This window comes from Sphingomonas aerolata, assembly GCF_023935825.1.
GTDB classification, from domain to species: Bacteria; Pseudomonadota; Alphaproteobacteria; order Sphingomonadales; family Sphingomonadaceae; genus Sphingomonas; species Sphingomonas aerolata.
Map to the genome: position 1 here is coordinate 641,500 of NZ_CP098762.1, position 25,892 is coordinate 667,391.

At 69.4% G+C, this 25,892-nt stretch carries 29 protein-coding genes; 12 read left to right on the plus strand and 17 right to left on the minus strand.

Annotation, left to right across the window (positions count from 1 at the left end; all coding sequences use genetic code 11):
- Nucleotides 1–11 precede the first annotated feature (11 nt).
- Entirely contained in the window at nucleotides 12–1,568 is a 1,557-nt protein-coding gene (locus NEF64_RS03065) for an ABC transporter permease/substrate-binding protein (RefSeq protein ID WP_056407004.1), read from the minus strand.
- On the minus strand, nucleotides 1,565–2,326 hold the full coding sequence (locus NEF64_RS03070; RefSeq protein WP_056407454.1) for an ABC transporter ATP-binding protein: 762 nt from the start codon (nucleotides 2,324–2,326) through the stop codon (nucleotides 1,565–1,567). Before NEF64_RS03070 ends, NEF64_RS03065 begins: the two co-directional genes overlap by 4 nt.
- Before the next feature lie 53 nt (nucleotides 2,327–2,379).
- On the opposite strand from NEF64_RS03070, the gene NEF64_RS03075 reads away from it, so the two are divergent.
- Nucleotides 2,380–3,165 carry an SDR family oxidoreductase gene (locus NEF64_RS03075; RefSeq protein WP_056407006.1) on the plus strand — a complete coding sequence of 262 codons (786 nt, stop codon included), beginning with the start codon at nucleotides 2,380–2,382 and terminating at the stop codon, nucleotides 3,163–3,165.
- A gap of 121 nt (nucleotides 3,166–3,286) precedes the next feature.
- Here the strand turns inward: NEF64_RS03075 and NEF64_RS03080 are convergent, their stop codons facing one another.
- On the minus strand, nucleotides 3,287–3,583 hold the full coding sequence (locus tag NEF64_RS03080; protein WP_031394518.1) for a 4a-hydroxytetrahydrobiopterin dehydratase: 297 nt from the start codon (nucleotides 3,581–3,583) through the stop codon (nucleotides 3,287–3,289).
- A gap of 47 nt (nucleotides 3,584–3,630) precedes the next feature.
- Here NEF64_RS03080 and NEF64_RS03085 point away from each other — a divergent pair, with 47 nt between their 5' ends.
- From NEF64_RS03085 to NEF64_RS03095, 3 genes are read left to right on the plus strand one after another with little or no spacing between them, the layout of a single operon-like run.
- Nucleotides 3,631–4,053: a metallopeptidase family protein gene (locus tag NEF64_RS03085; RefSeq protein WP_235516405.1), complete on the plus strand. Its 423-nt coding sequence runs from the start codon at nucleotides 3,631–3,633 to the stop codon at nucleotides 4,051–4,053.
- Nucleotides 4,050–4,634 carry a heme ABC exporter ATP-binding protein CcmA gene (gene ccmA, locus NEF64_RS03090; RefSeq protein ID WP_056407011.1) on the plus strand — a complete coding sequence of 195 codons (585 nt, stop codon included), beginning with the start codon at nucleotides 4,050–4,052 and terminating at the stop codon, nucleotides 4,632–4,634. The genes NEF64_RS03085 and ccmA overlap by 4 nt, the downstream gene beginning before the upstream one ends.
- Nucleotides 4,634–5,275: a heme exporter protein CcmB gene (locus tag NEF64_RS03095; protein WP_056407012.1), complete on the plus strand. Its 642-nt coding sequence runs from the start codon at nucleotides 4,634–4,636 to the stop codon at nucleotides 5,273–5,275. Before ccmA ends, NEF64_RS03095 begins: the two co-directional genes overlap by 1 nt.
- Nucleotides 5,276–5,405: 130 nt before the next feature.
- Here NEF64_RS03095 and NEF64_RS03100 read toward each other — a convergent pair whose 3' ends face one another.
- The 11 genes from NEF64_RS03100 to coxB all read right to left on the minus strand — a co-directional run bounded on the left by NEF64_RS03100 (nucleotide 5,406) and on the right by coxB (nucleotide 15,330).
- The gene (locus NEF64_RS03100) at nucleotides 5,406–6,281 is read right to left on the minus strand and encodes a class I SAM-dependent methyltransferase (RefSeq protein WP_056017567.1); all 876 of its coding nucleotides are present in this window, start codon (nucleotides 6,279–6,281) and stop codon (nucleotides 5,406–5,408) included.
- The gene (thrC, locus tag NEF64_RS03105) at nucleotides 6,278–7,678 is read right to left on the minus strand and encodes a threonine synthase (RefSeq protein WP_056407014.1); all 1,401 of its coding nucleotides are present in this window, start codon (nucleotides 7,676–7,678) and stop codon (nucleotides 6,278–6,280) included. The genes NEF64_RS03100 and thrC overlap by 4 nt, the downstream gene beginning before the upstream one ends.
- Nucleotides 7,679–7,689: 11 nt before the next feature.
- Nucleotides 7,690–8,322 (minus strand): SURF1 family cytochrome oxidase biogenesis protein, encoded by a 633-nt coding sequence (locus NEF64_RS03110; protein WP_261362614.1) that lies wholly within the window; start codon nucleotides 8,320–8,322, stop codon nucleotides 7,690–7,692.
- On the minus strand, nucleotides 8,319–8,702 hold the full coding sequence (locus NEF64_RS03115; RefSeq protein ID WP_056407015.1) for a DUF983 domain-containing protein: 384 nt from the start codon (nucleotides 8,700–8,702) through the stop codon (nucleotides 8,319–8,321). The genes NEF64_RS03110 and NEF64_RS03115 overlap by 4 nt, the downstream gene beginning before the upstream one ends.
- Before the next feature lie 238 nt (nucleotides 8,703–8,940).
- Nucleotides 8,941–9,867, minus strand: coding sequence for a cytochrome c oxidase subunit 3 (locus NEF64_RS03120; RefSeq protein ID WP_031441784.1), 927 nt, complete (start codon nucleotides 9,865–9,867; stop codon nucleotides 8,941–8,943).
- A gap of 29 nt (nucleotides 9,868–9,896) precedes the next feature.
- Nucleotides 9,897–10,436 (minus strand): cytochrome c oxidase assembly protein, encoded by a 540-nt coding sequence (locus NEF64_RS03125; RefSeq protein WP_031441785.1) that lies wholly within the window; start codon nucleotides 10,434–10,436, stop codon nucleotides 9,897–9,899.
- The gene (locus tag NEF64_RS03130) at nucleotides 10,436–10,579 is read right to left on the minus strand and encodes a hypothetical protein (protein ID WP_166746380.1); all 144 of its coding nucleotides are present in this window, start codon (nucleotides 10,577–10,579) and stop codon (nucleotides 10,436–10,438) included. The genes NEF64_RS03125 and NEF64_RS03130 overlap by 1 nt, the downstream gene beginning before the upstream one ends.
- Nucleotides 10,576–11,475: a heme o synthase gene (locus NEF64_RS03135; RefSeq protein ID WP_056407017.1), complete on the minus strand. Its 900-nt coding sequence runs from the start codon at nucleotides 11,473–11,475 to the stop codon at nucleotides 10,576–10,578. The genes NEF64_RS03130 and NEF64_RS03135 overlap by 4 nt, the downstream gene beginning before the upstream one ends.
- Before the next feature lie 92 nt (nucleotides 11,476–11,567).
- Nucleotides 11,568–12,209, minus strand: coding sequence for a L,D-transpeptidase family protein (locus NEF64_RS03140; RefSeq protein WP_082446907.1), 642 nt, complete (start codon nucleotides 12,207–12,209; stop codon nucleotides 11,568–11,570).
- 267 nt (nucleotides 12,210–12,476) lie between these two features.
- The gene (gene ctaD, locus NEF64_RS03145; protein WP_031393246.1) at nucleotides 12,477–14,141 is read right to left on the minus strand and encodes a cytochrome c oxidase subunit I; all 1,665 of its coding nucleotides are present in this window, start codon (nucleotides 14,139–14,141) and stop codon (nucleotides 12,477–12,479) included.
- Nucleotide 14,142: 1 nt separating this feature from the next.
- Nucleotides 14,143–15,330 (minus strand): cytochrome c oxidase subunit II, encoded by a 1,188-nt coding sequence (gene coxB, locus NEF64_RS03150; RefSeq protein WP_320466472.1) that lies wholly within the window; start codon nucleotides 15,328–15,330, stop codon nucleotides 14,143–14,145.
- A gap of 280 nt (nucleotides 15,331–15,610) precedes the next feature.
- On the opposite strand from coxB, the gene pyrE reads away from it, so the two are divergent.
- The 5 genes from pyrE (at nucleotide 15,611) to NEF64_RS03175 (ending at nucleotide 19,596) form a co-directional block, all read left to right on the plus strand.
- Nucleotides 15,611–16,195 (plus strand): orotate phosphoribosyltransferase, encoded by a 585-nt coding sequence (gene pyrE / locus NEF64_RS03155; protein WP_159512048.1) that lies wholly within the window; start codon nucleotides 15,611–15,613, stop codon nucleotides 16,193–16,195.
- Nucleotides 16,192–16,932, plus strand: a complete 741-nt coding sequence (locus NEF64_RS03160; RefSeq protein ID WP_056407023.1) for a pyridoxine 5'-phosphate synthase — start codon at nucleotides 16,192–16,194, stop codon at nucleotides 16,930–16,932. Before pyrE ends, NEF64_RS03160 begins: the two co-directional genes overlap by 4 nt.
- Before the next feature lie 180 nt (nucleotides 16,933–17,112).
- Nucleotides 17,113–17,535, plus strand: a complete 423-nt coding sequence (gene acpS / locus NEF64_RS03165; RefSeq protein ID WP_056407025.1) for a holo-ACP synthase — start codon at nucleotides 17,113–17,115, stop codon at nucleotides 17,533–17,535.
- A complete protein-coding gene (gene lepB, locus NEF64_RS03170) occupies nucleotides 17,532–18,527 on the plus strand; it encodes a signal peptidase I (protein ID WP_056407027.1) in 996 nt (331 codons plus the stop codon). Before acpS ends, lepB begins: the two co-directional genes overlap by 4 nt.
- A gap of 1 nt (nucleotide 18,528) precedes the next feature.
- Complete coding sequence (locus NEF64_RS03175) at nucleotides 18,529–19,596, plus strand: AI-2E family transporter (RefSeq protein WP_056407030.1); 1,068 nt, start codon at nucleotides 18,529–18,531, stop codon at nucleotides 19,594–19,596.
- On the opposite strand, the gene NEF64_RS03180 is transcribed toward NEF64_RS03175, so the two are convergent.
- Nucleotides 19,541–20,632, minus strand: a complete 1,092-nt coding sequence (locus NEF64_RS03180; protein WP_056407459.1) for a glycosyltransferase — start codon at nucleotides 20,630–20,632, stop codon at nucleotides 19,541–19,543. The two genes, NEF64_RS03175 and NEF64_RS03180, sit on opposite strands and share 56 nt — an antisense overlap.
- Nucleotides 20,633–20,810: 178 nt before the next feature.
- Here NEF64_RS03180 and NEF64_RS03185 point away from each other — a divergent pair, with 178 nt between their 5' ends.
- From NEF64_RS03185 to NEF64_RS03195, 3 genes are read left to right on the plus strand one after another with little or no spacing between them, the layout of a single operon-like run.
- Complete coding sequence (locus NEF64_RS03185; RefSeq protein ID WP_234387567.1) at nucleotides 20,811–21,779, plus strand: hypothetical protein; 969 nt, start codon at nucleotides 20,811–20,813, stop codon at nucleotides 21,777–21,779.
- Nucleotides 21,780–21,799: 20 nt separating this feature from the next.
- Nucleotides 21,800–22,327, plus strand: a complete 528-nt coding sequence (locus tag NEF64_RS03190; protein WP_056407032.1) for a DUF2141 domain-containing protein — start codon at nucleotides 21,800–21,802, stop codon at nucleotides 22,325–22,327.
- An 18-nt stretch (nucleotides 22,328–22,345) separates the two neighbouring features.
- Nucleotides 22,346–23,542, plus strand: coding sequence for a glycosyltransferase (locus NEF64_RS03195; protein ID WP_031440539.1), 1,197 nt, complete (start codon nucleotides 22,346–22,348; stop codon nucleotides 23,540–23,542).
- On the opposite strand, the gene NEF64_RS03200 is transcribed toward NEF64_RS03195, so the two are convergent.
- Together NEF64_RS03200 and ubiG are read right to left on the minus strand one after the other, a co-directional pair.
- Nucleotides 23,424–24,923 carry a glycosyltransferase family 39 protein gene (locus NEF64_RS03200; protein WP_200912185.1) on the minus strand — a complete coding sequence of 500 codons (1,500 nt, stop codon included), beginning with the start codon at nucleotides 24,921–24,923 and terminating at the stop codon, nucleotides 23,424–23,426. The two genes, NEF64_RS03195 and NEF64_RS03200, sit on opposite strands and share 119 nt — an antisense overlap.
- Nucleotides 24,924–25,146: 223 nt before the next feature.
- Nucleotides 25,147–25,887, minus strand: coding sequence for a bifunctional 2-polyprenyl-6-hydroxyphenol methylase/3-demethylubiquinol 3-O-methyltransferase UbiG (gene ubiG, locus NEF64_RS03205; RefSeq protein WP_252574605.1), 741 nt, complete (start codon nucleotides 25,885–25,887; stop codon nucleotides 25,147–25,149).
- Nucleotides 25,888–25,892: the final 5 nt, after the last annotated feature.

Below are 25,892 nucleotides of genomic sequence, written 5' to 3' on the forward strand. Positions count from 1 at the left end.
CCTGACTTTCGTCAGGATGACGGAAGGCCGATCTTGCTCGCGAGCCAGCGGGCGGCGGCTTCGGGGGTCTGTTTGTCGGTGTCGCGGTCGACCTGGTAGTTGGCGGTGCGCATCGCCTCGACCGGGATGCGGCCGACAAGCGGGCGGAGCGTGGCGGTGAAGCGCGCGTCGTTCGCGCGGGCGGGGGCGACCATCAGGATCGCGTCATAGCCCGGAATCGCGTGGCGCGGGTCGGTGAGCACGGTCAGCTTGTCCGCGGCGATCCGGCCGTCCGAGGAAAAGGCCGAGATGACGTCCGCCTTCCCGCTCTGCAACGCGCGGTACATGAAGGTCGGGCTGTACGGCGTGGTGCGCGCGAAGCGGAGCGGATAGGCGCGTTTCACCGCCGCCCATTCGGGGCGTTCGAGGAATTCGAGGTCGCTGCCGAGCGTCAGGCCTGGCGCGGCCTTCACCAGATCGTCGAGGCTCGCGATGCGCTGGCGGCGCGCAGGCTCCGCCTTCATCGCAAAGGCATAGGCGTTCTCGAACCCGAGCGTGCCGACCAGGCCGACGCCGTGCGTGCGGTTCGCCCAAGTGCCGATATCGGCGACCATCTTCGTGCGCTCGGGCACGTCGCTGCGTTTCATCTCGTTGGCCCAGATCGTGCCGGCATAGTCGACATAGACGTCGATATCGCCGCCTGAGAGCGCGCCGAAGACGAGCGCGGAGCCGAGCCCGTCGCGATAGGTGACGGTGTAGCCCGCGCGGGTCAGCCGGTCGCCGATCAGCCGCGCGAGGATATATTGCTCGGAGAAGTTCTTCGCGCCGACGACGACCGTCCGGTCGCCGCCGCCGCCGCCGCCGCGGGGCCAGAGCGGCGCGGTGGCGAGCGCGGTCCCTGCGACCAGCATCGCGGCGCTCGCGATCCACAGCCAGCGGCGGCGCGCGCGGATGCCCTGTTCGATCCCGCCGATCAGCGCGTCGACCGCGAGCGCGAGCGCCGCCGCGCTGACGCAGCCGGCAAGCACCAGCGCCCAGTTTTGTGTCTGGAGCCCGGCGAAGATCAGGTCGCCCAGACTCGGCTGGCCGACCGTGGTCGACAAGGTCGCCGCGCCGATCGTCCAGACCGCGGCGGTGCGGATGCCGGCGACGACGACGGGGGCGGCGAGCGGGGCCTCGACGAGGCGGAGCTTCTGCGCGGGCGTCATGCCGACTGCGTCGGCGGCCTGCGACACCGCGGGATCGAGCCCCTGCAGCCCCGCGACCGCGTTGCGCAGGATCGGCAGCAGCGCATAGAGCGTGAGCGCGATCAGCGAGGGGAGGAAGCCCAGCGCCGGGATCCCGCCGCCGACCAGCGCGGACAGGCTGAGCAGCAGCGGATAGAAGAGTGCGAGCAGCGCGAGGCTGGGGACGGTCTGGACGAGGCTGGCGAAACCAAGCGCGACGCGCGCGACCGCGGCGTTGCGCGCGGACCAGATCGCGAGCGGCAGGCTGATCGCGATGCCGAGCAGCAACGCCGCCGCGGACAGCAGGACGTGGCTGGCGAGCAGCGCCGGCACGCGGGTCAGCGCGTCGAGGAACGCGCTCATGCGACGAGCGCCCGGAGGCGGTCGGCCTGCGCGCGCGGGACCTGGACCAGAGCCTGGGCGTCGTCGCCGCCCTCACCCGCGACGAGCGCGGCGGGGGTCGCATCGGCGACGATCCGCCCGGCCTTCATGACGAGCACGCGGTCGGCGAGCAGCAAGGCCTCCGCCATGTCGTGCGTGACGAGGATGGTGGTGAGGCCCAGTCGGTCGTGCAGCTCGCGGATGCGCGTGCCGAGCGCGGCGCGGGTGACGGGATCGAGCGCGCCAAACGCCTCGTCGAGGAGCAGCAGCTTTGCCCCGGGTGCGAGCGCGCGGGCGATGCCGACGCGCTGGCGCTGGCCACCCGACAGCGCGTCGGGCAGACGTCCGGCGATGTCGCGCGGCAGGTCGACGAGATCGAGCAGCGCGCCGACATCGGCCTCGTCGCCGCGGCCGGCGATGCGCAGCCCGATCGCGATGTTCTCGGCGATCGTCATGTGCGGGAACAGGCCGATATTCTGGAAGACATAGCCGACCCGGCGGCGCAGCGCGGGCGCGGGGCCGTGCGTGACGTCGGTGCCGTCGAGCAGGACGCGGCCGTCGCTCGGCTCGACCAGGCGGTTGATCGTCTTGAGCAGGGTCGACTTGCCCGATCCGGAGGTGCCGACGAGCGCGACGAAGCTGCCGCCCGCGATGTCGAGCGAGACCGCATCGACCGCGATCGTCGCGCCGTAAGCCCTGGTGACGCGTTCGAAAGCGAGCGCTGGAGATTGATCTGGCATCTGGGCGCAGGATGCGGGAAACATACCGCAAAATCAAACGGAGAGGATCGGCCATGAGCCAGCAGAGCATATTCATCACCGGCGGCGGATCGGGGATCGGCCGCGCGACCGCTTTGCTGTTCGCGCGCAAGGGCTGGCGGGTCGGGCTGGCCGACGTCAGCGCCGCGGGGTTGGCGGAGACCGCGGCGCTGCTGCCCGAGGGGGCGTCGACCTATGTGATGGACGTACGCGACCGCGAGGCGTGGGTGGCGTCGCTCGATGCGTTCACCAAGGAGACGGGCGGGCGGCTCGACGTGCTGTTCAACAATGCCGGGATCGGCTCGGGCGGACCGCTCGCGACGACCGACTTCGCGGAGATCGACCGGGTGGTCGGGGTTAACCTGATCGGCGTGCTGAACGGCGCGAAGATCGGCCATGGCTATCTGAAGCGGACGCCGGGATCGTGCCTGCTCAACACCGCATCGGCGTCGGCAATCTATGGCTCGTCGGGGCTGGCGCCCTATTCGGCGACCAAGTTCGGGGTGCGCGCGATCACCGAGGCGCTCGACGGCGAATGGGCGGGCGACGGGATCAAGGTGCGCGCGATCGTGCCGAGCTTCATCGACACGCCGTTGTTGAACACGACCGCGGGGGGATCGAACCGGTCGATCCGCGAGACGGTGACGGGCGCGGGGCTCGAGCTGACCGGGGTCGAGGCGGTGGCCGACGCGGCCTGGGCGGCGGTGCACGGCAATGCGGTCCACACCTATGTCGGCAAGACGGCGCACCGCATGGCATTCGCCGCGCGCTGGATGCCGGGGTCGCTGCGCAAGCGGATGCGACGGAGCGTGAAGCGGTAGGGGGGCTTCCGTCATCCCGGGTTTGATCCGGGACCCAGAGTCACGGGCGTTGCCGTTTGGGGCTCTGGGTCCTGACTTTCGTCAGGATGACGGGGGGGGCGTCAGGATGACGGGAGGATCGTCAAGAGTCGCCGACGATGGCGTCGATGGCTTCGGCCATTTCGATGTCGCGGGGGGAGAGGCCGCCGGCGTCGTGGGTGGTGAGCAGGATCTCGACGCGGTTCCAGACATTCTTCCATTCGGGATGATGGTTGGCGCGCTCGGCGATCAGTGCGACCTGGGTCATGAAGCCGAATGCCTCGACGAAATCGGCGAACACGATCGTCCGCGTGATCGCGTCGCGGCCATCGTCATAATCCCACTCGTCGAGCCCATCGAGCGCCTCGGCCCGCTCGGTCTCGTTCAGTGCCTCGATCATTCGCGTACCCTTGCAGCTATGGATCGCCAACGCGTATGGCTGGAGCCATGAGCGGGCAAGCGACAATCCATGGTGATACGCAGGGGCTCGCGCCCGATGCGGCTGCGATCGAGGCGATGGGGCGCGCGACGATCGCGCGGCTGCCCGCCGAATTCCGCGTGCATCTGGGCGACGTCGTCTTCGCCATCGAGGAATTTGCCGACGAGGAGACGCTGGCAGAGCTCGGCATCGAGCATCCGCTCGACCTGTCGGGGGTGTATCAGGGGCGGCCGCTGGGCGAGAAATCGTCGATGGACACCGGCGCGATGCCTGATCGCATCACCTTGTACCGGCGGGCGATCCTCGAGGAATGGATCGAGACCGGGGTGCGGCTCGACGATCTGGTCGCGCATGTCACGATCCACGAGATCGGGCATCATTTCGGGCTGAGCGACGACGACATGCATGCGCTGGAAGACGCCGCGGCGTGAGCCTGGCGTTTCGCCGTGTCGCCTGCGACCGCGGCGGACGGCGGCTGTTCGACGACGTGTCGTTCGCGCTGGCGGCGGGTGAGGCGGCGGTCGTCGCGGGGCCCAACGGCGTCGGCAAATCGAGCCTGATCCGGATCGCCGCGGGGCTGTTGCCGCCCGCCGCGGGTGAGGCCACGGCGACCGGGCGCATCGCGCTGCTCGCCGAGGCGGCGGCGCTGGATGCGGAGCGCACGGTGCGCGAGGGGCTGGCATTCTGGGCGGCGCTCGACGGGGCGGACGCGGCGGCGGTGGCGCAGGCGCTCGACGCGGTCGGGCTCGCGGCACTGGCGGGGGTGCCGGTGCGGATGCTGTCGACCGGGCAGCGGCGGCGGGTGGCGATGGCGCGCGTGGTCGCGTCGGGCGCGCCGATCTGGCTGCTCGACGAGCCGGGCAACGGGCTCGATGCGGCGTCGCTCGGGCGGCTCGAGGCGCTGATCGCGCGGCACCGGGACGCGGGCGGGATCGTCCTTGCCGCGACGCATCTGCCGCTCGCGATCCCGGGGGCGCAGACGATCAACCTGGCGGGTGAGGAGGCGGCGTGATGCTGGCGCTGACCTTGCGCGACGTGCGGCGCGGCTATGCGGGGGGCGGGGCGGCGCTGGTCGTCGCGTTCTTCCTGCTGGTCGCGGTGCTGTTTCCGTTCGCGATCGGGCCCGATGCGGCGGTGCTCGCGCGGGTCGGGGGCGGGGTGATCTGGGCGGCGGCGTTGCTCGCGGCCTTGCTGCCGGTCGAGCGGCTGGTGGGGCCCGATCTGGAGAGCGGGGTGCTCGATCAGTTGCGCGTGCGCGGGGTGTCGCTGGCGCTGGTCGCTGCTTGCAAGGTCGTCGCGCACTGGGTGGCGTTCGCGCCGCCGCTGATGCTGGCGGCGGTGATCGCGGCGGGGTTGCTCGATCTGTCGGGGGCGACGTTGCTGCGGGTCGAGATCGGGCTGGCGATCGGGACGCCGGGGCTCGCGGCACTCGCGGTCGCGACGGGGGCGCTGGTCGCGGGGTTGCGCGGCGGGAGTGCGGTGGCGGGGCTGGTGATGCTGCCGCTCGCGGTGCCGTTGCTGATCTTTGGCGCAGGCGGGCTCGATCCGGTCGGCGGGGCGGGGGCGTTCAAGCTGCTCGGCGCGGTGAGCCTGGTGCTGGTGGCGGGGGCGCCGTTCGTGGCGGGGGCGGCGATGCGGGCGGGGATGGAGTAGGCGGGGGTTGGGGCAGGTGTTGGGGCTTGTGCTTCGACTTCGCTCAGCACGAACGGTTTGGGTTGGGGCCGGGCTGTGCTTCGACTTCGCTCAGCACGAACGGATCTAGGAGGAACGCGCGGGTCCCGCGTCAGTCGCGGGACCAGCGGGCCCAGATGGCGGTGGGGAGGGTGAGGCCGCGGGTTTCCTCGCGGACGCCGAGTTCGCCGGCTTCGACCTTGCCCGGCAGGTCGGCGAAGACCTGGTTGAGCAGTTCGCCGATCGCGAGCGCGGACATGCGTACCGCGTAGACCGTCAGGAACAGGAAGCGCGAATTCTCGTCGAGCAGCTTGCGGCAGTCGGCGATGAGGCGGGGGAGATCCTCCTCGAGCCGCCAGACCTCGCCCTCGGGACCGCGGCCATATTTGGGCGGGTCGAGCAGGATGCCGTCATAGCGGCGCCCGCGACGCACCTCGCGCGCGACGAACTTGGCGGCGTCGTCGGTCATCCAGCGGATCGGCGCGTCGGCCATGCCCGACAGGCGCGCATTGGCCTTGGCCGCCTCGACCGATTTCTTCGACGCATCGACATGGACCATGCGGACGCCCTTGGTCGCCATCGCCAGCGTGCCGACGCCGGTATAGCCGAACAGGTTCATGCATTCCGGGCTGTCGAGCCCGGCGACGCGTTCGCGCATCCAGCTCCACACTGGCGCCATGTCGGGGAAGAAGCCGAGATGGCGGAAGGGGGTGGTCTGCGCGGTGTAGGACACCTCGTTCCACTTGAGCGTCCAGCCCTCGCGGGGCACGGGTTCCGAAAATTCCCAGCGGCCGCCGCCATCCTCGTCCGAGCCGGGGACGAATTCGCCTTGCGCCTTCCAATCGGTCGAGGCGGGGGCCCACATCGCCTGTGGTTCGGGGCGGATGAAGCGGAAACGGCCATAGCGTTCGAGTTTCTTGCCGTGGCCCGAATCGATCAGGCCGTAATCCGCCCAGGGTTCGCCGATCAGGGTGTCGAGCGTCTTCATGCCGACGGCTTCGCGCGGTCGGCGATATAGGCGGTGATCGCGTCGAAGGTGGCAGGGAGCGTGACGTAACGCTCCTCGCGCTGGAACAGGTCGCCGACACGCGCGGGGAGCGAAGGCCGGACGCCGGTCGCGCGCTCGACCGCGTCGCGGAACTTGGCGGGATGCGCGGTGGCGAGCGTGACGATCGGCGTGCCAGGCGGCACCTCGGTGCGCAGCGCGGCGGCGAGGCCGATCGCGGTGTGCGGGTCGATCACCTGGCCGGCATGCTCGTGTGCCCAGCGCATCGCGAGCGTCATGTCGTCGAGATCGACGCGGTCGCTCTGGAACAGCGCCGCCGCCCCTTGCGACTGTGCGTTGGTCAGCCGCATCGCGCCAGACGATTCGAAGCCTGCCATCTGCGCGGCGAGCGCCGTGCCGTCGCGGCCGCCGAGGTCGAACAACAGGCGTTCGAAGTTCGAGCTGACCTGGATGTCCATCGACGGGGTCGGGGTCTGTTCGACGCCGGTCTTCGAATAGTCGCCGCTGCTGAGCGCGCGGTGGAGGATGTCGTTGACGTTGGTCGCGACGACCAGGCGCGCGACGGGAAGGCCCATGCGGGCGGCGACATAGCCCGCGAAGACGTCGCCGAAATTGCCGGTCGGCACGGAGAAGGCGACCTCGCGGTCGGGCGCGCCGAGGCGGACCGCGGCGTAGAAGAAGTACACGACCTGCGCCATCAGCCGGGCCCAGTTGATCGAGTTCACCGCGGACAGCGCGAACCGGTCGGAGAAGCCGGGGTCGTTGAACATCGCCTTCACGAGCGCCTGCGCGTCGTCGAAACTGCCTTCGATGGCGATGTTGTAGACATTGGGGCTGAGCACCGTCGTCATCTGGCGGCGCTGCACGTCCGAGATGCGGCCGGCGGGGTGGAGCATGAAGATGTCGATGCCCTCGCGCCCCGCGACCGCGTCGATCGCGGCCGAGCCGGTGTCGCCGCTGGTCGCGCCGACGATCGTCAGGCGCTTGGTGGTGCCCGCGAGGAAGCGTTCAAAGAAGAGGCCGAGCAGCTGGAGCGCGACGTCCTTGAACGCGAGCGTCGGGCCGTGGAAGAGTTCGAGCAGCCACTGGTCGTGGTCAAGCTGGACCAGCGGGACGACCGCGGCGTGCGAGAAGCGGCCATAGGCCTGGTCGCAGAGCGCCTTCAGCTCGTCGCGGGTCATCGCGTCGCCGACGAACGTCGCCATGACGGCGACCGCGGTGTCGACATAGGAGAGGCCGGCGAGCGCGGCGATCTCGTCGCGGGTCATCGTCGGCCATGTCTCGGGGAGGTAGAGGCCGCCATCGGATGCGAGACCGGCGAGCGTCGCCGCTTCGAAATCGAGGACGGGGGCCGAGCCGCGGGTGCTGATGTAACGCATGGCCAAGCCGGTTAGCGGGACGCAGCTTTCGACACAACCTTGCCGCGCCTGCCCAGTGCCAGGACATAAATGATCGCGGCGATGGCGGCGAAGAAGAACCACTGGCCGGCATAAGCGAGATGGTTGTTCGGGACCGCGTCGAGGTCGGGCTTGCCGTTGGGGGCGAGGCCGGCGGGCGGCGTGTCGGCGACGAGCATCAGCCGCGCCGGGGTCGGGTCGAACAGCGACCCGATCAGCGAGCGGCCGTCGGGGGCGTGGGTAATATAGCCCGAGACCGCGCCGCCGGGCCATTGCGGCTTGAGCTTCGGATCGCGCGTCGTGCCGAGCTGGACGATCATGCCGGGGCCCTCGGCGCCGGTGCGGCAGTCGGCGATGACGCGGAAGCCCGCCTTGCCCGCGCCGGCGAGGCGGATCGCGGTCGGCTCGAGGCAGACGCCGGTTGCGCGGCGGAACAGCAGCGTCTCGTCGGGGAGGCTCGGGAACGCCATGGGCGGGCGCGCGGGGTTGGCGGCGAGCTGGGCGAGGAACGCCTCCTTTTTCGGGAGGCGGTCGAGTAACTGCCACAGGCCGAGCGCGATCATCGCCGCGACCGCGAGGGCGACGAGGAGCGTCGGGAGGACGGGGAAACGTCGGGTGGTCGTCACGGCTGGCTGCGACCCTCGCGCGCGGCGTTGCGATATTCGGCGGACATGAGCGCACCCTTGGCGGCGCGGAGCAACAGGATGACGCCCGCGGCGGTGAACGGGATCCAGACCAGCATGTGCACCCAGAGCGGCGGGTGCAGCGTCAGCTCGAGCGTGATCGCGAGCGCGACGACGATCGCGCCGAGGATCAGTGTCAGGAACGCGGCGGGACCGTCGCCGACGTTGAACTTGCTGAAGTCGAGGCCGCAATTGGAGCAGCGGTCGGCGAATTCGGCCCATCTGGCGAAGAGGGTGGGCTTGCCGCAGCGCGGGCAGAGGCCCTTGAGCGCGACCTGGGCGATCGGGGGGGCGGAGGCGAGGGGGTAGGGGTCGGGGGTCATGCGCGGTCGCCTTGCCCAGCCTGGCTCCCCGCGGGGGCGGGGAGCCAGGCTGGGCTCCCGCCTTTGCGGGAGAACAGGGTGGGGCGGGCGGGCGGTTCGCCGGAGGCCACCTCCCCGGCGCAGGCCGGGGCCCAGTTGGGGGACGTTGCCAACGCAGGGCAGTGCTTCGTTACTGCGGCCTTCCCAACTGGGCCCCGGCCTTCGCCGGGGTGGTAGGCAGGGATGGTGGCGTGAACGCTCAACCGCCGTGGACGGGGGCGCCCCAGCCGCCCCAGACATAGACGGTGACGAACAGGAACAGCCAGACGACGTCGACGAAATGCCAGTACCAGGCCGCGGCCTCGAAGCCGAAATGCTGGCGGGGGGTGAAGTCGCCCTTATAGGCGCGGACGAGGCAGACGATCAGGAAGATCGTGCCGATGAGGACGTGGAAGCCGTGGAACCCGGTCGCCATGAAGAACGCGGCGCCATAGTTGATCCCCTTGAACGGGAAGGGCGCGTGCATGTACTCATAGGCCTGGATCGCGCTGAACAGCGCGCCGAGGATGACGGTCAGCCACAGGCCCTTGAGCACGCCGTCGCGGTTGCCGACGCCGATCATGCCCCACAGCCCGGTCTTCTCGCCACCGCGCTGGTTGTGGATCAGCGCATGGTGCGCCCAGGTGACGGTCGTGCCGGACGTCAGCAGGATCAGCGTGTTGAGCAGCGGAAGCTCGAAAGGGTTGATGACGGTGAGGCCCTTGGGCGGCCACTGCGCGGCGACCGCAGCCGCGCCTTCGGCGGCGCGTTCGACCTGGCCGTCGACGATGCTCATCGCCGTCGGGAAAAGCGAGAAGTCGAAGAAGGCCCAGAACCAGCCGACGAAGAACATGACTTCGGAGGCGATGAACAGGATCATGCCATAGCGGAAATGGAGCTGGACGACGGGGGTGTGATCGCCCGCGCGCGCCTCGGCGATGACCTGGGCCCACCAGCTGTAGAAAGTGAAGAGCAGCCCGGCGAGGCCGATGAAGAAGATCCAGCCGCCGCCATTGGGCTTGTCGACATGGCCGCCATGCATCCACATGACGCCGCCGACCGCCATCACGAGTGCGGACATCGACCCGACCAGCGGCCAGACGCTGGGCGGCAGGATGTGATAATCGTGGTTCTTGGCGCCAGCCATGGTACTCCCCTATGTTCTTTACGACTGTCCTAGCTTGCGTTTTTCGCGGAATCCACCGGGTAAAACGTGTAGCTGAGCGTGATCGTCTGGATATCCGCCGCGTCGGGATCCTTCAGGATCTTCGGATCGACGAAGAAGATCACCGGCATCCGCGCGGTCTCGCCGGGCTTGAGCGTCTGCTCGGTGAAGCAGAAGCACTGGATCTTGGTGAAATATTTGCCGGCCTGCGCGGGCGTTACGTTGAACGTCGCGGTCCCGGTGATCGGCCGGTCCGAGGTGTTGGTCGCGGTGAAGAACGCCATGTCGCGCGCGCCGACCGCGATCGTGTCCGACGGGTTTTCGGGCGCGAACTTCCACGGCAGCTTCGGGTTCACATTGGCGTCGAAATCGACGCGGATCTGGCGATCGGTCCCCCCCGGGGCGACGAGCCCGCGCTGCGTCGTGCCGTTGAGGCCGGTGACCTGGCAGAACAGGCGGTAGAGCGGCACGCTGGCAAAGGCGAGCCCGGTCATGAAGCAGATGCCGAGCACCGCGAGCAGGGCGGTTCGCGTGGTGCGCTCGACCCGCATCAGTGCGGCATCCCCGCCTGGATCTTGGCGATCGAGATGGCGAAGACGAGGATGACGAACGCGCCGAGCAGCAGCGCCATCACCTTGGCCCGGCCCATCTGGCGGCGGCGGATCAGGTCTTCGCGGGTCTTGTCGTCGTTCATGCCAGCCACCTATCGACGACGAGCGCGCCGAACATCGCAAAGAGATACAGGATCGAATATTTGAACAGCCGCCGCTCGGGCTTCATCGCGTCGTCGGTGCCGGTCGTGCGCGTCGCGACGACCACTACGAGCCAGGCGAAGATCCCCGTCAGGCCGGTCGCGACGACGCCATAGAAATTCCCGACCAGGCCGAGCGGCCAGGGGAGCACCGCGGCGAGCGCCATCGGGATGGTGTAGAGCCCGATCTGGGTCCGGGTGACGCGTTCGCCCGCGACGACGGGGAGCATCGGCACGCCCGCATTGGCGTAATCGGTCTTCACGAACAGCGCGAGTGCCCAGAAATGCGGCGGCGTCCACAGGAAGACGAGCCCGAAGAGCAGCAGCGGGAGCAGCGCGACATCGCCGGTCGCGGCAGCCCAGCCGATCAGCGGCGGGAACGCGCCCGCCGCACCACCGATGACGATGTTCTGCGGCGTGCGGCGCTTGAGCCAGACGGTGTAGACGAGGACGTAGAACAGGATCGAGACGGTCAGGATCGCGGCCGCGGCGAGGTTGACCGCGAGCCCCATCAGCAGGACCGAGAAGCTGGCCAGCCCGACGCCGAAATGCAGCGCGGCCTGGCGGTCCATCCGGCCCGCGGGGAGCGGGCGCTTCTGCGTGCGGCGCATCACCGCGTCGATGTCGGATTCATACCATTGGTTGAGCGCCCCCGCCGCACCCGCGCCGAGCGCGATGCACAGGATCGCGGTGAAGCCGATCACGGGATGGATGCCGACGGGCGCGGCGAGCATGCCGCACAGCCCGGTGAACACGACGAGCGTCATCACCCGGGGTTTGGTCAGCGCCAGAAAATCGCGCCATTCGGCGGGGGGAAGCAGGGGCGTCGCAGTGGTCATGGTTGCGCAGGCCTATACGCGACCCGGCGGTTCGAGGAAAGCCATGGTTCTGCTGGGCTTCTGCTGGGAAAATCGAAATCCGGGTATGCCGATCAGGCGGCGGTGATCGGCTGGCCGAGGTCGAGTCGCTCGCCATCGGTGACGATCACCCGGTCGCCGAGCTTCACCGCGTCGAAGATCCGCTTCGCGAACGCCCTGGGCACGCCGATACAGCCATGCGTGGCATAGCCGTCGCCAACATCGCTGCCATGGATCGAGATGCCGTCATTGGTCAGCCGCAGCATGTACGGCATCGGCGCATTGTAGAGGTTGGAGACGTGGTCGGCGTCCTTCTGCGTGATCGGGAAGACGCCCAAGGGGGTCGGCTTGTCGTCCGCGCCGTAGATGATGACCGCGGTGCCGATCTCATAGCCCGCGCGGAAGACCGAGACGGTCTGCGCGGCGAGGTCGACGGTGACGATGACGGGGCCCTGGGGGGCGCCGGTCTCGTCCCAGTAATGATCGCCCTGGTGCATGGGCCCGGGGATCTGGAGGATGCGCTTGACGGTGTAGGCGGCGGGATCGGGGGTGGCGGGTTTCGGGGCGGGTGCCGCGGGGCGGGCCTTTGGCGCGGTGCGGGGTGGGGCGGGGTCCTGGATCGCCGTCACGGGGCGGGCGCCGGTCAGCGCGATCGCGGTGCCGCCGGCGAGGGTCAGGCCGAGAATCGAGACGGCGAGGTGCTGGAGCGTCGGCATGGGCCGTGTTTGGGGACCCGCGCGGGGTTTGGCTAGCGGGGGATTTTGGGGCGTGCCGGGGTGGGACGATTTTCGGGCGCGCGCTGTCCGGCTGGGCTCTGGGTCCTGACGTTCGTCAGGATGACGGATTGGGGGGCGGATATGAAAAACGCCCCGGGTTGCCCCGGGGCGTCTTCTGGCTGGGCCCGACACGGGAGCAAGTCCCGTGTCGTCGGACGCGGCGTTGCCGCGCCGGCCGGGCGGGGGCCTGATGGCCCTGATCCGCCCTCAGTCGATCTTCGGCAGCGTCTCGAACTGGTGATAGGGCGGGGGCGAGGAGATCGTCCATTCGAGCGTCGTGGCGCCTTCGCCCCAGGGATTGTCCGCCGCCTTCTTGCCCGCGATCAGCGACCAGATCAGGTTGACGAAGAAGATCGCCATGCCCGCAGCCATGATCATGTAGCCGACCGTCGCGACATAGTTCCAGTGCGCGTAGGCGTCGGGATAGTCCGGGTAACGGCGCGGCATGCCCTGGAGGCCGAGGAAGTGCATCGGGAAGAACATGACGTTCACGCCGATGAAGAACACCCAGAAGTGGAGCTGGCCGAGGAACTCGTTGTACATCTTGCCCGACATCTTCGGGAACCAGTAGTAGAAGCCCGCGAACAGCGAGAACACCGCGCCGAGGCTGAGCACGTAGTGGAAATGCGCCACCACGTAATAGGTGTCCTGCATGTAATCGTCGATGCCGCCATTGGCGAGCACGACGCCGGTCACGCCGCCGACGGTGAACATGAAGATGAAGCCGATCGACCAGACCATCGGCGTCTTGAAGCTCATCGAGCCGCCCCACATCGTCGCGATCCACGAGAAGATCTTGATGCCGGTGGGAACCGCGATGACCATCGTCGCGGCGGTGAAGTACATCTTGGTGTTCACCGACAGGCCGGTGGTGAACATGTGGTGCGCCCAGACGACGAAGCCGACCACGCCGATCGCGACCATGGCATAGGCCATGCCGAGATAGCCGAAGACGGGCTTGCGGCTGAAGGTCGAGATGATCTGGCTGACGATGCCGAAGCCCGGCAGGATCATGATGTAGACTTCGGGATGGCCGAAGAACCAGAACAGATGCTGGTAGAGGACGGGATCGCCGCCCCCTGCCGGATCGAAGAAGGTCGTGCCGAAGTTGCGATCGGTCAGCAGCATCGTGATCGCGGCCGCGAGGACCGGGAGTGCGAGCAGCAGCAGGAACGCGGTGACGAGCATCGACCACACGAACAGCGGCATCTTGTGCAGCGTCATGCCCGGCGCGCGCATGTTGAAGATGGTGGTGATGAAGTTGATCGCGCCGAGGATCGACGAGGCGCCCGCGAGATGGAGCGCGAGGATCGCCATGTCGGTCGACGGCCCGGGCTCGCCGTAGGTCGAGAGCGGGGCATAGAGCGTCCAGCCATTGCCGGCGCCGCCGAAGAAGGGCGAGGCGAGCAGCAGCGTGAAGGCGGGGATCAGCAGCCAGAACGACACGTTGTTCATGCGCGGGAACGCCATGTCGGGCGCGCCGATCATGATCGGCACGAACCAGTTGCCGAACCCGCCGACCATCGCCGGCATGACCATGAAGAACACCATGATCAGGCCGTGCGCGGTGATCAGCACGTTCCAGAGGTGGAGCGATTCGTCGAGGCTGGCGCTGCCGCCGTGGAGCATGCCGGCCCAGCCCTGGAGATACTGGATGCCGGGCTCGGCGAGCTCGGCGCGCATGAGGCCCGAGACCGAGCCGCCGATGATCCCCGCGACGATCGCGAAGATCAGGTAGAGCGTGCCGATGTCCTTGTGGTTGGTCGACATGAACCAACGCGCGAAGAAACCGGGCTTGTGATCGGCATCGTGATGATGCGCATGCGCATCATGGGCGACGAACGCCGACGGGTTGAGAGCGGTGTCGGTCATCTTAGAGTCCCGCGTTGCCGGCGCCGGCCGGGTTGGAGGTGGCGCCCTGCGTGGTGGCGGGCGCTGCGGTGGTCACGTTTTCGACCGGGCCGGTGGCGTTGGCGGTTTCCGCCGCCTCCTCGACCTTGGCCGCGGAGCCGTCGGCGCCGGGCTGCGGAATGACCTTGTCGGAGGCCTGGCCCGGGGTCGGCATCGTGCCGCCCTTGGCCCGGACCCACGCCGCGAACTGCGCGGGCGAAACGGCCTGGACCGCGATCGGCATGAACGCGTGACGCGCACCGCATAGCTCGGAGCACTGGCCGAAATAGAGGCCGGGCTTGTCGATCGTGAAGCTCGTCTCGTTCAGGCGGCCGGGGATCGCGTCGAGCTTGATCCAGAAGGCGGGGACCGCCCAGCTGTGGATCACGTCGTTCGCGGTGGTGATGAGGCGGATCGGCACGCCGACCGGCAGGACGATGCGGTTGTCGGTCGCGAGCAGGCGCGGGCCGTCGGCATCGGTGCGCGCGCGTTCGCCCGCGCCGACGTCCTTGGCCTCCTTCAGCATGTTCGCGGTGACTTCGAAGCCGCCATTATCGGGATACTGGTAGGTCCAGTACCACTGGTTGCCGATCGCCTTGATCGTCACCGCGCCCGCGGGCGCCGGCTTGAACTGGGCGGAGAGCAGGCCGATCGACGGGACCGCGATCAGCACGAGGATGATCACCGGGGCGAGCGTCCAGATGATCTCGATCACGGTGTTGTGGCTGGTCTTCGACGGCACCGGGTTGGCGGCGCGGCGATAGCGGAAGACCACCCAGAAGAGCAAAGCGAGCACCAGCAGCGAGACCGCGGTGATCGTCGGCATCAGGATCGCATTGTGCATCCAGTGCGCGAAGACGCCGTTCTTGGTGACCTGAGGCTGGAGGCCGACGGTGCCGGGGGTGGGCTGGCCCACGCCGGGGGTCGGGGCCATCGCATAACCGCCATCCTCGGCGAGCGCCGGGCTGGAGGGATTCGCGGTCGCCGGGGCGGCAGCGCTGGTGGGTGCGGTGTTCGACACGCCGGCCGGGCCGGCCGCGGCCTGTGGTGCAGCGCCCACGGCGCCGGTGTCAGGCGCGGTCGCGGCGGCCTGCGAAGCCGGTGCAGCCTGCCCGGCGACGCCGCCAAGACTCGCCAGTGCGAGCCCCGCTGCGATCGCCAATCCTCTCATCCCCAGTATGCGCATCGTTTTTCTTGACCCCGGTTTGGTGCGAACCCGTATCACGGACGCGCGGATGTCTGCTTATCATTTTGACATTCGGCTATAGGCGGCGGCGGGGCGAGCCTCAACCCCGGTGCGGGCTTTGTTGAATTTGTTGCACGGGCCGGCAAATTTTTCGGGGCGTATGACGGCCGGCGCGGGGCGGTGGCGGGGGCGGTGGCGGTTGTCATTGCGTGGACTTTGCCGCGATCGTACAGCGCGACAGATTTCATTGGAGCGATGACCCGCGATGACCGAAGACGACGTGCTCGCCGAATTCCGCGCTGCCGAGGCGCTGCTCGAGGGGCATTTCATCCTGTCCTCGGGCCTGCGCAGCTCGCGCTATCTGCAATGCGCGCGCGTGCTGATGGACCCCAGGCGTGGCGCGCGGCTGGCGGAGGCGCTGGTCGCGCGGATCCCGGAGAACCTGCGCGCGTCGATCAGCGCGGTGGTGTCACCGGCGATGGGCGGGGTGATCTGCGGTCATGAGATGGCGCGCGCGCTGGGCGTCGAGGCGATGTTCCTCGAGCGGCCCGACGGCGTGTTCGAGCTGCGCCGCGGGTTCCGGCTGGCGCCGGGGCAGCGCGTGCTGATGATGGAGGACGTGGTGACCACCGGGCTGTCGTCGAAGGAGGCGATCGCGGCGATCGGGCGCGCGGGCGGCGAGACGGTCGCGGCGGCGGCGCTGGTCGACCGGTCGAACGGCGCGGCGGATCTGGGCGTGCCGTTCTTCCCGCTGATCCGGCTCGACGTGCCGACCTATGCGGCGGATGCGCTGCCCCCCGAACTCGCGGCGATCCCGGCGATCAAGCCCGGTAGCAGGGCGGTCGCATGAGCCCCCCCGGCACCGCGCATCTGCGCCTGGGCGTCAACATCGATCACGTCGCGACGGTGCGCAATGCGCGCGGGGCGGGCTATCCCGATCCGGTCCGCGCGGCGCTGGTCGCGGCGGCGGCGGGGGCGGACGGGATCACTGCGCATCTGCGTGAGGATCGCCGGCACATCACCGACGACGATATCGCGCGGCTGTCGACCGAGTTGACCATCCCGCTCAACCTGGAGATGGCGGCGACCGACGAGATGCTCGGCATCGCGCTGCGCCACCGGCCCCATGCGGCGTGCATCGTGCCCGAAAAGCGCGAGGAGCTGACCACCGAGGGCGGGCTCGACGTGGCGGGGCATTATGACCGGATGGCACGGCTGGTCGACGCGCTGGCGGGGGCGGGGATCCGCGTGTCGCTGTTCATTGAGCCCGACGCGCGGCAGATCGAGGCGGCGGTGCGGCTGAAGGTGCCGGTCGTCGAGCTGCACACGGGGCGTTACGCCGAACTGTCGGGCGATGCGCGCAGCGTCGAGCTGCGGCGGCTCGAGGATGCGGCGGCGCTGGCGGCGAAGAACGGCATCGAGGTGCATGCGGGGCACGGGCTCACCTATGACAATGTCGCGCCGATCGCGGCGATCCGGCAGGTGCGCGAGCTGAATATCGGGCATTTCCTGGTGGGCGAGGCGTTGTTCGTCGGGCTTGGCGAGGCCGTGCGGCGGATGCGCGAGGCTATGGATGCGGCGCGGTAATTTTAAGAAGGGTTTGTTCGCGCGGAGGCGCGGAGGCGCGGAGGAGAAGAGGGGGGCGGTGGTCGCTGCGACCCATCCGTTCCCTCACGTCATCCTGCCGCCCTTGCGGCCTTCATACTCTCCGCGCCTCCGCGCCTCCGCGCGAACAAACTCTTCTGTCTTCCGACTCCAGGCGTCGCGATGATCATCGGGTTGGGGTCGGACCTGTGCAATATCGAGCGCATCCAGGCATCGGTCGAGCGGTTCGGCGAGCGGTTCGAGCAGCGGGTGTTTACCGAGGTGGAGCTGGCCAAGGCGGCGCGGCGGCCGTTTACGAAGGCGGGGACGCTCGCCAAGCGGTTCGCGGCGAAAGAGGCGTTTTCGAAGGCGGTCGGTACCGGGTTTCGCGCGGGCGTGTTCATGAAGGACATCGGCGTCGTCAACGCCGCGAGCGGTGCGCCGACGCTGGCCCTGACCGGCGGGGCCAAGGCGAGGCTTGACGCGTTGACCCCCGAAGGCCACGCCGCGCGCGTACACCTGACCATGACGGACGATCATCCCTGGGCGCAGGCCTTTGTGATAATCGAAGCGATACCCCTGTTATCCGCGGATAAAGATCGATGAAGGAAGCGGCGTTGGACGGCAAAGAGTCGCTCGAAAATCCGGCAGCATCGCGGGTCGGCGCCACACCCGTCCCGCCCCCGGGCAACGACGGTTCCCCTCCCACCACGACGACGGCACCCGTGCGCCGCGGGACCGACTGGTGGGGCGAGGTGAAGGGCATATTCTGGCTGGTGCTGGTGGTGCTCGGCTTCCACAGCTTCATCGCCAAGCCCTTCTATATCCCGAGCGAATCGATGCTGCCGGGCCTGCGGATCGGCGACCGGCTGGTCGTCACGAAATTCGCCTATGGCTGGTCGTTCGTGTCGCCGACGATCCCCAACCCGGTCGCGATCTTCAAGAGCGTCGTGCTTCGCCAGCAGGAAGACAGCTGGAGCGTGCAGATCCCCTTCATCAAGGGGCGGCTGTTCGGGTCGCTGCCGACGCGCGGCGACGTGGTGATCGTGACGCCGCCGGGGACGCAGAATGACTATATCAAGCGCGTGATCGGCCTGCCGGGCGACCGGCTGGAAGTGCGCGGCGGGACGGTGATCCTGAACGGCGTGCCGGTGAAGCGCGGCCCCGTCCACGACACGCTGATCCCGGTCGACACCAACAGCCCGTGCAGCGAGGACGAATATCCCGGCGCGCGCGAGACGCGCCCCGACGGCGCGATGATCTGTCGCCTGCCGACGATCACCGAGACGCTGCCCAATGGCCGGCGGTTCGACACGATCGAGATGGGCTGGAGCCCCGGCGACGATTACGGGCCGATAACGATCCCGGCGGCTCATGTCTTCCTGATGGGCGACAATCGCGACCGGTCCGCGGACAGCCGTTTCGCGCTGACGCAGCTCGGCCTTGGCGGACCGGTGCCGTACGAGAATCTGGGCGGGCGAGCGGAGTTCATCACCTTCAGCCTCGACGGCGATGCGACCTACAACCCGCTGACCTGGTGGGGATCGCTCCGGTCGGATCGCGCGGGCACGTCACTGCACCCTGCGACGGCGAACTGACATGGCCGATGCGGGCGGCGCGACCAAGCGCGTCGACGAGGCCAGCCCGGTCGAGATGCGCGACCCGGCGCTGCGCACCGAAGTGCGGCGCGCGACGATCTGGTTGGGGCTCGCCTGCCTGATCGCACTGGCGATCGTGCTGGTGCAGCCGTTGCTGCTGATCTTCGCCGCGGTGGTGTTCGCGTCGCTGCTCGACGGCGGCGTCCGGTTGCTCGGGCGCGTGCTGCCGATCAGCCGCGGATGGCGGCTGCTGATCGTCGTGGTGCTGGTGCTGGTGTTCATGATCGGCACGTTCGTGCTGACCGGCGTGCAGGTGACCGAACAGGTGACGCAGCTGCGCTCGACGCTCGAGCTGCAGGCGAACCGGTTCACGGGCTATCTGGCGTCGCAGGGGCTGATGCCGGGCGTGTCGGACGTGAGCGGGATCGCCAAGCAGGCGCTGGGCTCGGTCGGGCGCGTGACCTCCTGGGTCGGCACCGCGATCGGCGCGCTGACCAGCCTGTTCATGATCTTGGTGCTCGGGCTGTTCATCGCGATGGATCCGGGCACCTATGCGCGCGGCGTGCAGTGGATGGTGCCGACCGACCTGCGCGACGAATTCGCCCGGACGATGGTGACGATGGGCGAGACGATGCGGCGGCTGCTCGCGGGGCGCTTGCTCGGCATGGCGGTCGAGGGGGTCGCGACGGGGATCGCGCTGGCGATCGGCGGTGTGCCGATGGCGATGCTGCTCGGGATCATCGCGGGCATCCTCGCCTTCATCCCCAATATCGGTGCGATCGTCACCGGCGTGCTGATGGTCGCGGTCGGCTTCAGCGCGGGCGTCGACACCGGATATTGGGCGATCGGTACCTATTTCGTGGTGCAGACGATCGACGGCTATGTGATCGTGCCGATGGTCGCCAAGCGCACCGTGGACCTGCCGCCCGCGCTGACGCTGGGCGCGCAGATCCTCGCGAGCGCGCTGTTCGGGATCCTTGGCCTCGCGCTTGCCGATCCGATGACCGCGATGCTCAAGACCGTGCTCGAGCGTCGGTCGGACCGCGAGGATGAGAAGGCCGCGGACTGACGAGCGTATCGAACAGCGCGAGATAGCGCTGGGCCGAGTCGTTGCCGGGTTGCGGGACAGGTGCGGGCCGCGAAATGCCGGGCGCGAGCCAGGCGTCGAGGGCTGCGACGAGTGCGGGGCCGTCGTCGCGCGCGACGATCGTGCCGCGTGCGGGGGTGTCGACGATCTCGGCGATCGCATGGCTCGAATCGGTCGCGACGACGGGCGTGCCGACCGACAGTGCCTCGCGCAGGACGCCCGGCACGCCTTCGAAATCCGACGTCAGCGCGACGACCTGTGCGCGGGCCATTGCCGGGAGCGGATCGGCGACATGGCCGGGCAGGTGCACGCGGGCGGCAAGGCCGAGTGCGGTCGCCTGAGCCGCGAGCGCACCGCGACATGCGCCCTCGCCGAGGATGACGAGCGTGATGTCGCGATCGGCGAGTGCTGCGACCGCGGCGAGCAGCCGGTCCCAGCGCTTCTGCGGTTCGAGCCGGCCGACGCCGAGGATGAACCGCGACGGCAGCACGGGGAGCGTCGCGCCCGGCGCCGCGCGTGCCGGCGGGTTGGGGATGACGCTGACCCGGCCCGGCATGCGCGTTGCAGCGGCGGCCTGGACCGCGGTGCCGGGGGTCATCGCGACGAGGTGATCGAGGAACCGGCCGTGCCGCGCGAGCCAGATGCGGTGTGCGGCGTGGAGCAGGCGGCCATGGTCGCCGCGGTCGGGCGCGTTCGACATCTTGGCGACGATCGGCGGACAGGCCCGGCCGAGCCTGAGCCGGATCCAGGCGGCGATGCCGGTATAATGATTGCCGGGGCAGAAGACGATGTCGGGGGCCATGCGGCGGACGAGGCCGGGCAATGTGCGCGCGGTGCCGGGGATGACCTCGAGCCCGTCGGGAAGCTCGGCGGCGAGCGGGCCGGTCGGGTCGCCGATCACCAGCGTGACGCGGCGCCCTGCGGCGAGCCAGCCGCGCGCGAGCCGTAGCTGCGCGCGTTCGACGCCGCCGCCGGACAGGTCGTCTGCATAGGTGAGGATGTGGTGCGCGCCGGGCATCGCGCACAGATGGCGCGGCCGGGGCGCGATGGCGAGAGGGTAAGCGGCGGCGAACCGCGCGGGTTCGGGGACGGATGACTCGATCTTCACGTGCAAGCCGGCGGCGGGGCGGCTATTGGCGCGGCGTGATGGCATGCCCGGAAAGGCCGGGTGCGCGGTACAGGACGAGGATCGTTCGATGCGTACGCGTATGACGGGCTCCGCGCTGACGGCCGGGAACCCGCCGGGTCGTTCCGCGGGCGGGGTGGTGCAGGCGGGAGCCGATATCGTCGGGCTCGAACCGCTCAAGACCTTCCGCAGCCGGTGGCCAGCGATCATCGGCGCGGTGCTGACGCTGGCGATGATCGCGGGGCTCGCGCGCGAGCTGTTCGCGCACGGGCTGGCCGGACTGTCGCGGTCGGTGCCGTCCGATCCCCGATTCTACCTCTGTTTCGCGCTGCTCTACATGTCGCCCCCGACGGGGGATTACGTGATCTTCCGCCGGTTATGGGGCATCCCGGTCGCGGGGCTGGTCGCGCTGATCAAGAAGCGGATCGCGAACGAGGTGGTGTTCGGCTATTCGGGCGACGCCTATTTCTATGCCTGGGCGCGGGCGCGGGCACGGATGGTGGCGTCGCCGTTCGGCGCGGTGAAGGACGTGACGATCCTGTCGGCGATCGCGGGCAACGCGATCACGCTGGCGATGGTCGCGATCGCGCTGCCGCTGAGCCGCGACCTGTTGCCGCCCGACCTGTTCAAGACGGTGCTGGGGTCGGCGGCGATCACCTTTGCAATCTCGCTGCCGTTCCTGATCTTCTCGCGGCGCGTCTTCTCGCTGCCACGCGCGACCTTGTGGTGGGTGTTCATGATCCACTGCATCCGGCTGATGTGCGGATCGCTGCTGATCGCGCTCGCCTGGCATTTTGCGCTGCCCGGCGTGTCGATCGCGATGTGGCTGTTCCTGGCGGCGGGGCGGCTGCTGGTGTCGCGGCTGCCGCTGGTGCCGAACAAGGACCTGCTGTTCGCCAATTTCGCGATCCTGCTGATCGGGCAGGACCAGGCGCTGTCCGAGCTCGTCGCGTTCACCGCGGCGCTGACGCTGCTCGTCCACGTCATTCTGATTGTCATATTCAGCGGGCATGCGATCGCGATGAGGACGCGTGCGTGAACCGATTCCTTGGGGCGGGGATGATGCTGGCGGGGCTGGTCGCGGGCGCCGCCCCGGCATGGGCCGGCGGCCGGACGGCGATCCAGGAGCCGATGCTCGGCAGCGACGCGCAGGCGTGCGAGCGCGACGAGGGGCCGGCGATCGCAGCGACGATCGTCGGACTGAAGGATCGCAAGGGCAATCTGAAGCTCGAACTCTATCCGCCCGACGAGGCCGATTTCCTGCGCGGCGACCGCGAGCTGATCACGGCGGGCAAGACGTTTCGCCGTATCAGCGTGCCCGCCCCCGCGACCGGTCCGACCGCCTTGTGCATCCGCGTGCCGCATCCGGGCCGCTACGCGCTGCTGTTCACGCACGACCGTGACGGCCGGGCCAAGTTCAGTGTCTGGTCGGATGGCGCGGGGTTCGTGAAGGGCGACCGGCTCGGGCGATCGCGACCCAAGGTCGACCAAGCGATCGTCGAGGTCGGGCCCGGACTCACGCATGTCACGATCCGCGCGCAATATCTGCGCGGGCTGGGCGGGTTCGGCCCATTGGACGGCAAGTGAGGGGGCGGGCGGGCTGAGATGCGGATCGTCGACGTCAACGAATTCTACTCGCCGACGGGCGGTGGCGTGCGCACCTATATCGACCGGAAGATGGGGATCCTCGCCGATCTGGGGCACGAGCTGATCGTCGTCGCGCCGGGCCGCGAGGACCGCGTCGAGGAGCGGCCGGGTGGCGGGCGCGTGATCTACCTCAAGTCGCCGGGGATGCCGTTCGATCGCAATTACGGGCTGTTCTGGGACCGTGCGGCGATCCACCGGGTGCTCGACGACCTCGATCCGGATGTGGTCGAATGCTGTTCGCCGTGGCGGCCGGCCTGGTTCGTCGGCGACTGGACGGGGCCCGACGGGCAGCAGCGCGCGCTGAAATCCTTCTTCATGCACAACGACAATATCGCCGCCTATGCGCAGCGCTGGTTCGCGGGGTTCGCCAGCCACGACCGGATCGAGCGCGCGTTCGGCTGGTACAGCCGCTACATGAACCGGTTCCTGACGCGGTTCGATACGGTCGTCACCAACGGACCTGCGCTGGAGAAACGGTTGCGCGCGCGTGGGGTCCGGATCGATGCGGCGATGCCGCTGGGGATCGAGCGCGGTCATTTCTCGCCACGGCTGCGCGACGAGGCGCTGCGAGGGCGGCTGTTGCAGCAATGCGGGTTGCCGGCGGACGCGATGCTGCTGATCGGGCTGGGCCGGCATCATGGCGAGAAGCGCTGGCCGCTGGTCGTCGACGCGGTCGCGCGCGCGGGCACCGACTTGCCGATCGGGCTGATCCTGTTCGGCACGGGCAGCCAGAGCAAGGCGATCGCGCGGCGGATCGGCGGATCGCCGCATATCCGGATGTTCGCGCCGGTCTATGACCGCGAGCGGCTGGCCGCGATCATGGCGAGCTGCGACGCGCTGATCCACGGGTCGGAGGCCGAGCCGTTCGGGCTGGTCGCGTCGGAGGCGATGGCGTCGGGGCTGCCGCTGATCGTGCCCGATACGGGCGGGTGCGCGGAGATCGCGGACCGGCATGCCAGCGAGCTCTATACCGCGCGCGATGCGACCGCGGCGGCGGCGGCGATCGCACGGCTGTTCGCGCGCGACCGCGGGATGCTCAGGCGCGCGGCGGTCGTGGCGTCGGCGCAGGTCCGCTCGGATCATGCGCATGCGGTGGAACTGGTGGACTATTATGCCGGTCTGATCGCGGCGCGACGGGGGCGGCTGGCGGCGTGACCGACAGCCGGAAGCGGGTGCCGGGGACGGCGACCGCTGCGGCTCCCGCCTTCTCGAGCGCGGCGTCGAGTTGCGAATCGCCCGCGGTCGCGGCGGATTCGCCACCGGTGAGGATGACGGTGCCGGGGGCGAGGTGCAGGCGATCGCGTGCGACGAGGTGGAGCCGGGCCTCTGCCGCGGGGTCGAGCAGGGTGCGGCTGCGGAAGTAGAAGGGGCCGGCGGCGAAGCGGGCATCGGGCAGGCGGCCGGTGGCGGGCAGGACCTGCGGCGACAGCGTGACGATCGGGCCGATGATCCGGCGTGCGTCGAGCGTCCGGGTCAGCGTGGCGGCTTCGCGCATGGCGGTGACGAGCGGGAGGCGGCCGGGCTCGACGAGCGCTGAGAGCGTGGGTGCGAGGCCGAGCAGCGCGAAGACGGCCATGATCCGGGTAGTCGCGCGGGTCGGCGGTTGCGCGGTCCAGACGGCGGCGAGCGCGACGAACAGCGGGGGGAGCATCGGCAGCAGATATTGCCGCCAGGTCGGCACCGGGAGCATCGCGGCGACCAGCCCGGCGAGGACGAGCAGATCGAGCAGGGTGACGCGCCGACGACGGATCGCGGCGCGCGCGACGAGGACGAGGGCGGGCAGCGCGGCACCGAGCGCGAGGAACTTCAGCGAATCGAGCGCCTTGGCGGCAAGCGAGAGCTTCCAGGGCCGGGCCGCGTAATATTCCGCGGGCGCCTGGGCGGGAAAGTGCAGCGTGCCGAACAGGAAGCCTTCGGGCGACAGCGCGAACGTCCAGCCGACGAAGGCGACGACCGGCAGCGCGCCGAGCGCGACCAGCCAGACGCGGTGGCGGGGATGGACCAGCGCGTAGAGGCCATAGGCGGCGGCGGGGAAGGCGTAGGAGATCTTTGCGGCGACCGCGGCGGCGAGCAGTAGGCCGATTGTCAGCGCGCCGGCGCGGGTCCGGTCTTCCCGGAGGATCAGCCAGAGCGCGGCGGCGAGGCAGGCGGCGGGGAGCGCGTCGTTGCGCGCGGTGCCGATGCTGAACAGCAGGATGTCGGTGGTCGCGAACAAGGCGGCGCAGAGGCGTGCAGTGGCGGGGCCGGCGCCGGTGCGGCGCGCGGCGGCGTGGACGAACGCGACGGTCGCGAGGCCGAGCAGCGCGTTGGTGAGGCGGAGCGCGGGCCAGGTCCAGGCGCCGGCGATCAGCGCTACAGGTGCGAGGAGGAAGGGCTGGAGCGGGGTCTGGAGATAGGCGAAGTCGCGATAGGGGAGCAGGCCGTGCGCGGTGAGGACGGCCGCGGCGACATACTGGCTCTCGTCGTGGTCGACGGGGCGGAGGAGGGCGAGCGCGATGTAGAGCGCGGCTAAACCCACTAGAAGAAGGATGTTCACCCGCGAAGGCGGGTGGCCAGTCTGGGCACCCGCCTTCGCGGGTGAACAGGGGTGGGGAGGGCTAGGCTCCATTATTTGGTCCACCCCGGCAGGATTCGGTTCCACACCGGCGGAGGCCGGGGCCCAGTCGGGGGGCGGTCATGGCTGAGGGTCGCGTTTCGTTACCCCGGCCTTCCCAACTGGGCCCCGGCCTTCGCCGGGGTGGTGTGGGAGGGGGCAAGGGTCAGGCTTTTACCGCGGTCAGGAAATAGTCGAGGCTGGTCGAATTGCTGAGCGTGAAGCCGGTTGCCGGCGAGAAGCCGAGGCCTTGCGTGTGGACGACGTGGAGGCCGGCGTCGCGCAACAGCGCGGTCAGTTCTTCGGGGGTGAGGAACTTGTTCCAGTCATGCGTGCCGCGCGGGATGCGGCCGGTGCCTTCCGCGATCGTGATCATCGCGAGCCGCGACAAGGGCGTGCGGTTGGGGGTGGACAGGATCAGCAGGCCATTGTCGGCCAGCACGCGCGCGAGCCCGCGGACAAAGCCGGCAGGGTCGCTGACATGCTCGATCACCTCGAGGCTGGTGACGAGGTCGAACTGGCCGTCGAGCCCCTCGACGCCGCCCGCGCGATAGTCGATCGCGAGCCCGCTCTGCGCTGCATGTATTTCTGCCGCGGCGATATTTTCGGGCGCGGCGTCGATCCCCGTCACGCTGGCGCCGAGCCGCGCGAGCGGTTCGCAGAGCAGCCCCGCGCCGCAGCCGACGTCGAGCGCGGTCCGGCCGGCGAGCGGGGTGAAGCCCGTGCCGTCGCCGTGCCAGTGCGTATCGACCCGGTCGCGGATGTAGCGCAGGCGGGGCGGATTGAGCTGGTGGAGCGGCGCGGACGAGCCCCTGGGGTTCCACCAGTCGGCCGCCATCGTGCCGAAATGCGCGGCCTCCCGGGGATCGATTGTTGCGCTTTCGTTGCGGTCACTTGCCAGTATCATGCGCG

What these genes read in the sequence shown, in the direction of transcription:
- NEF64_RS03065 (WP_056407004.1), bottom strand. Translation starts at nt 1,568, where the DNA reads ATGAGCGCGTTCCTCGACGCGCTGACCCGCGTGCCGGCGCTGCTCGCC.
- NEF64_RS03070 (WP_056407454.1), bottom strand. Translation starts at nt 2,326, where the DNA reads ATGCCAGATCAATCTCCAGCGCTCGCTTTCGAACGCGTCACCAGGGCT.
- NEF64_RS03075 (WP_056407006.1), top strand. Translation starts at nt 2,380, where the DNA reads ATGAGCCAGCAGAGCATATTCATCACCGGCGGCGGATCGGGGATCGGC.
- NEF64_RS03080 (WP_031394518.1), bottom strand. Translation starts at nt 3,583, where the DNA reads ATGATCGAGGCACTGAACGAGACCGAGCGGGCCGAGGCGCTCGATGGG.
- NEF64_RS03085 (WP_235516405.1), top strand. Translation starts at nt 3,631, where the DNA reads ATGAGCGGGCAAGCGACAATCCATGGTGATACGCAGGGGCTCGCGCCC.
- NEF64_RS03095 (WP_056407012.1), top strand. Translation starts at nt 4,634, where the DNA reads ATGCTGGCGCTGACCTTGCGCGACGTGCGGCGCGGCTATGCGGGGGGC.
- NEF64_RS03100 (WP_056017567.1), bottom strand. Translation starts at nt 6,281, where the DNA reads ATGAAGACGCTCGACACCCTGATCGGCGAACCCTGGGCGGATTACGGC.
- thrC (WP_056407014.1), bottom strand. Translation starts at nt 7,678, where the DNA reads ATGCGTTACATCAGCACCCGCGGCTCGGCCCCCGTCCTCGATTTCGAA.
- NEF64_RS03115 (WP_056407015.1), bottom strand. Translation starts at nt 8,702, where the DNA reads ATGACCCCCGACCCCTACCCCCTCGCCTCCGCCCCCCCGATCGCCCAG.
- NEF64_RS03120 (WP_031441784.1), bottom strand. Translation starts at nt 9,867, where the DNA reads ATGGCTGGCGCCAAGAACCACGATTATCACATCCTGCCGCCCAGCGTC.
- NEF64_RS03125 (WP_031441785.1), bottom strand. Translation starts at nt 10,436, where the DNA reads ATGCGGGTCGAGCGCACCACGCGAACCGCCCTGCTCGCGGTGCTCGGC.
- NEF64_RS03130 (WP_166746380.1), bottom strand. Translation starts at nt 10,579, where the DNA reads ATGAACGACGACAAGACCCGCGAAGACCTGATCCGCCGCCGCCAGATG.
- NEF64_RS03135 (WP_056407017.1), bottom strand. Translation starts at nt 11,475, where the DNA reads ATGACCACTGCGACGCCCCTGCTTCCCCCCGCCGAATGGCGCGATTTT.
- NEF64_RS03140 (WP_082446907.1), bottom strand. Translation starts at nt 12,209, where the DNA reads ATGCCGACGCTCCAGCACCTCGCCGTCTCGATTCTCGGCCTGACCCTC.
- ctaD (WP_031393246.1), bottom strand. Translation starts at nt 14,141, where the DNA reads ATGACCGACACCGCTCTCAACCCGTCGGCGTTCGTCGCCCATGATGCG.
- coxB (WP_320466472.1), bottom strand. Translation starts at nt 15,330, where the DNA reads ATGAGAGGATTGGCGATCGCAGCGGGGCTCGCACTGGCGAGTCTTGGC.
- pyrE (WP_159512048.1), top strand. Translation starts at nt 15,611, where the DNA reads ATGACCGAAGACGACGTGCTCGCCGAATTCCGCGCTGCCGAGGCGCTG.
- NEF64_RS03160 (WP_056407023.1), top strand. Translation starts at nt 16,192, where the DNA reads ATGAGCCCCCCCGGCACCGCGCATCTGCGCCTGGGCGTCAACATCGAT.
- acpS (WP_056407025.1), top strand. Translation starts at nt 17,113, where the DNA reads ATGATCATCGGGTTGGGGTCGGACCTGTGCAATATCGAGCGCATCCAG.
- lepB (WP_056407027.1), top strand. Translation starts at nt 17,532, where the DNA reads ATGAAGGAAGCGGCGTTGGACGGCAAAGAGTCGCTCGAAAATCCGGCA.
- NEF64_RS03175 (WP_056407030.1), top strand. Translation starts at nt 18,529, where the DNA reads ATGGCCGATGCGGGCGGCGCGACCAAGCGCGTCGACGAGGCCAGCCCG.
- NEF64_RS03180 (WP_056407459.1), bottom strand. Translation starts at nt 20,632, where the DNA reads ATGCCCGGCGCGCACCACATCCTCACCTATGCAGACGACCTGTCCGGC.
- NEF64_RS03185 (WP_234387567.1), top strand. Translation starts at nt 20,811, where the DNA reads ATGCGTACGCGTATGACGGGCTCCGCGCTGACGGCCGGGAACCCGCCG.
- NEF64_RS03190 (WP_056407032.1), top strand. Translation starts at nt 21,800, where the DNA reads ATGATGCTGGCGGGGCTGGTCGCGGGCGCCGCCCCGGCATGGGCCGGC.
- NEF64_RS03195 (WP_031440539.1), top strand. Translation starts at nt 22,346, where the DNA reads ATGCGGATCGTCGACGTCAACGAATTCTACTCGCCGACGGGCGGTGGC.
- ubiG (WP_252574605.1), bottom strand. Translation starts at nt 25,887, where the DNA reads ATGATACTGGCAAGTGACCGCAACGAAAGCGCAACAATCGATCCCCGG.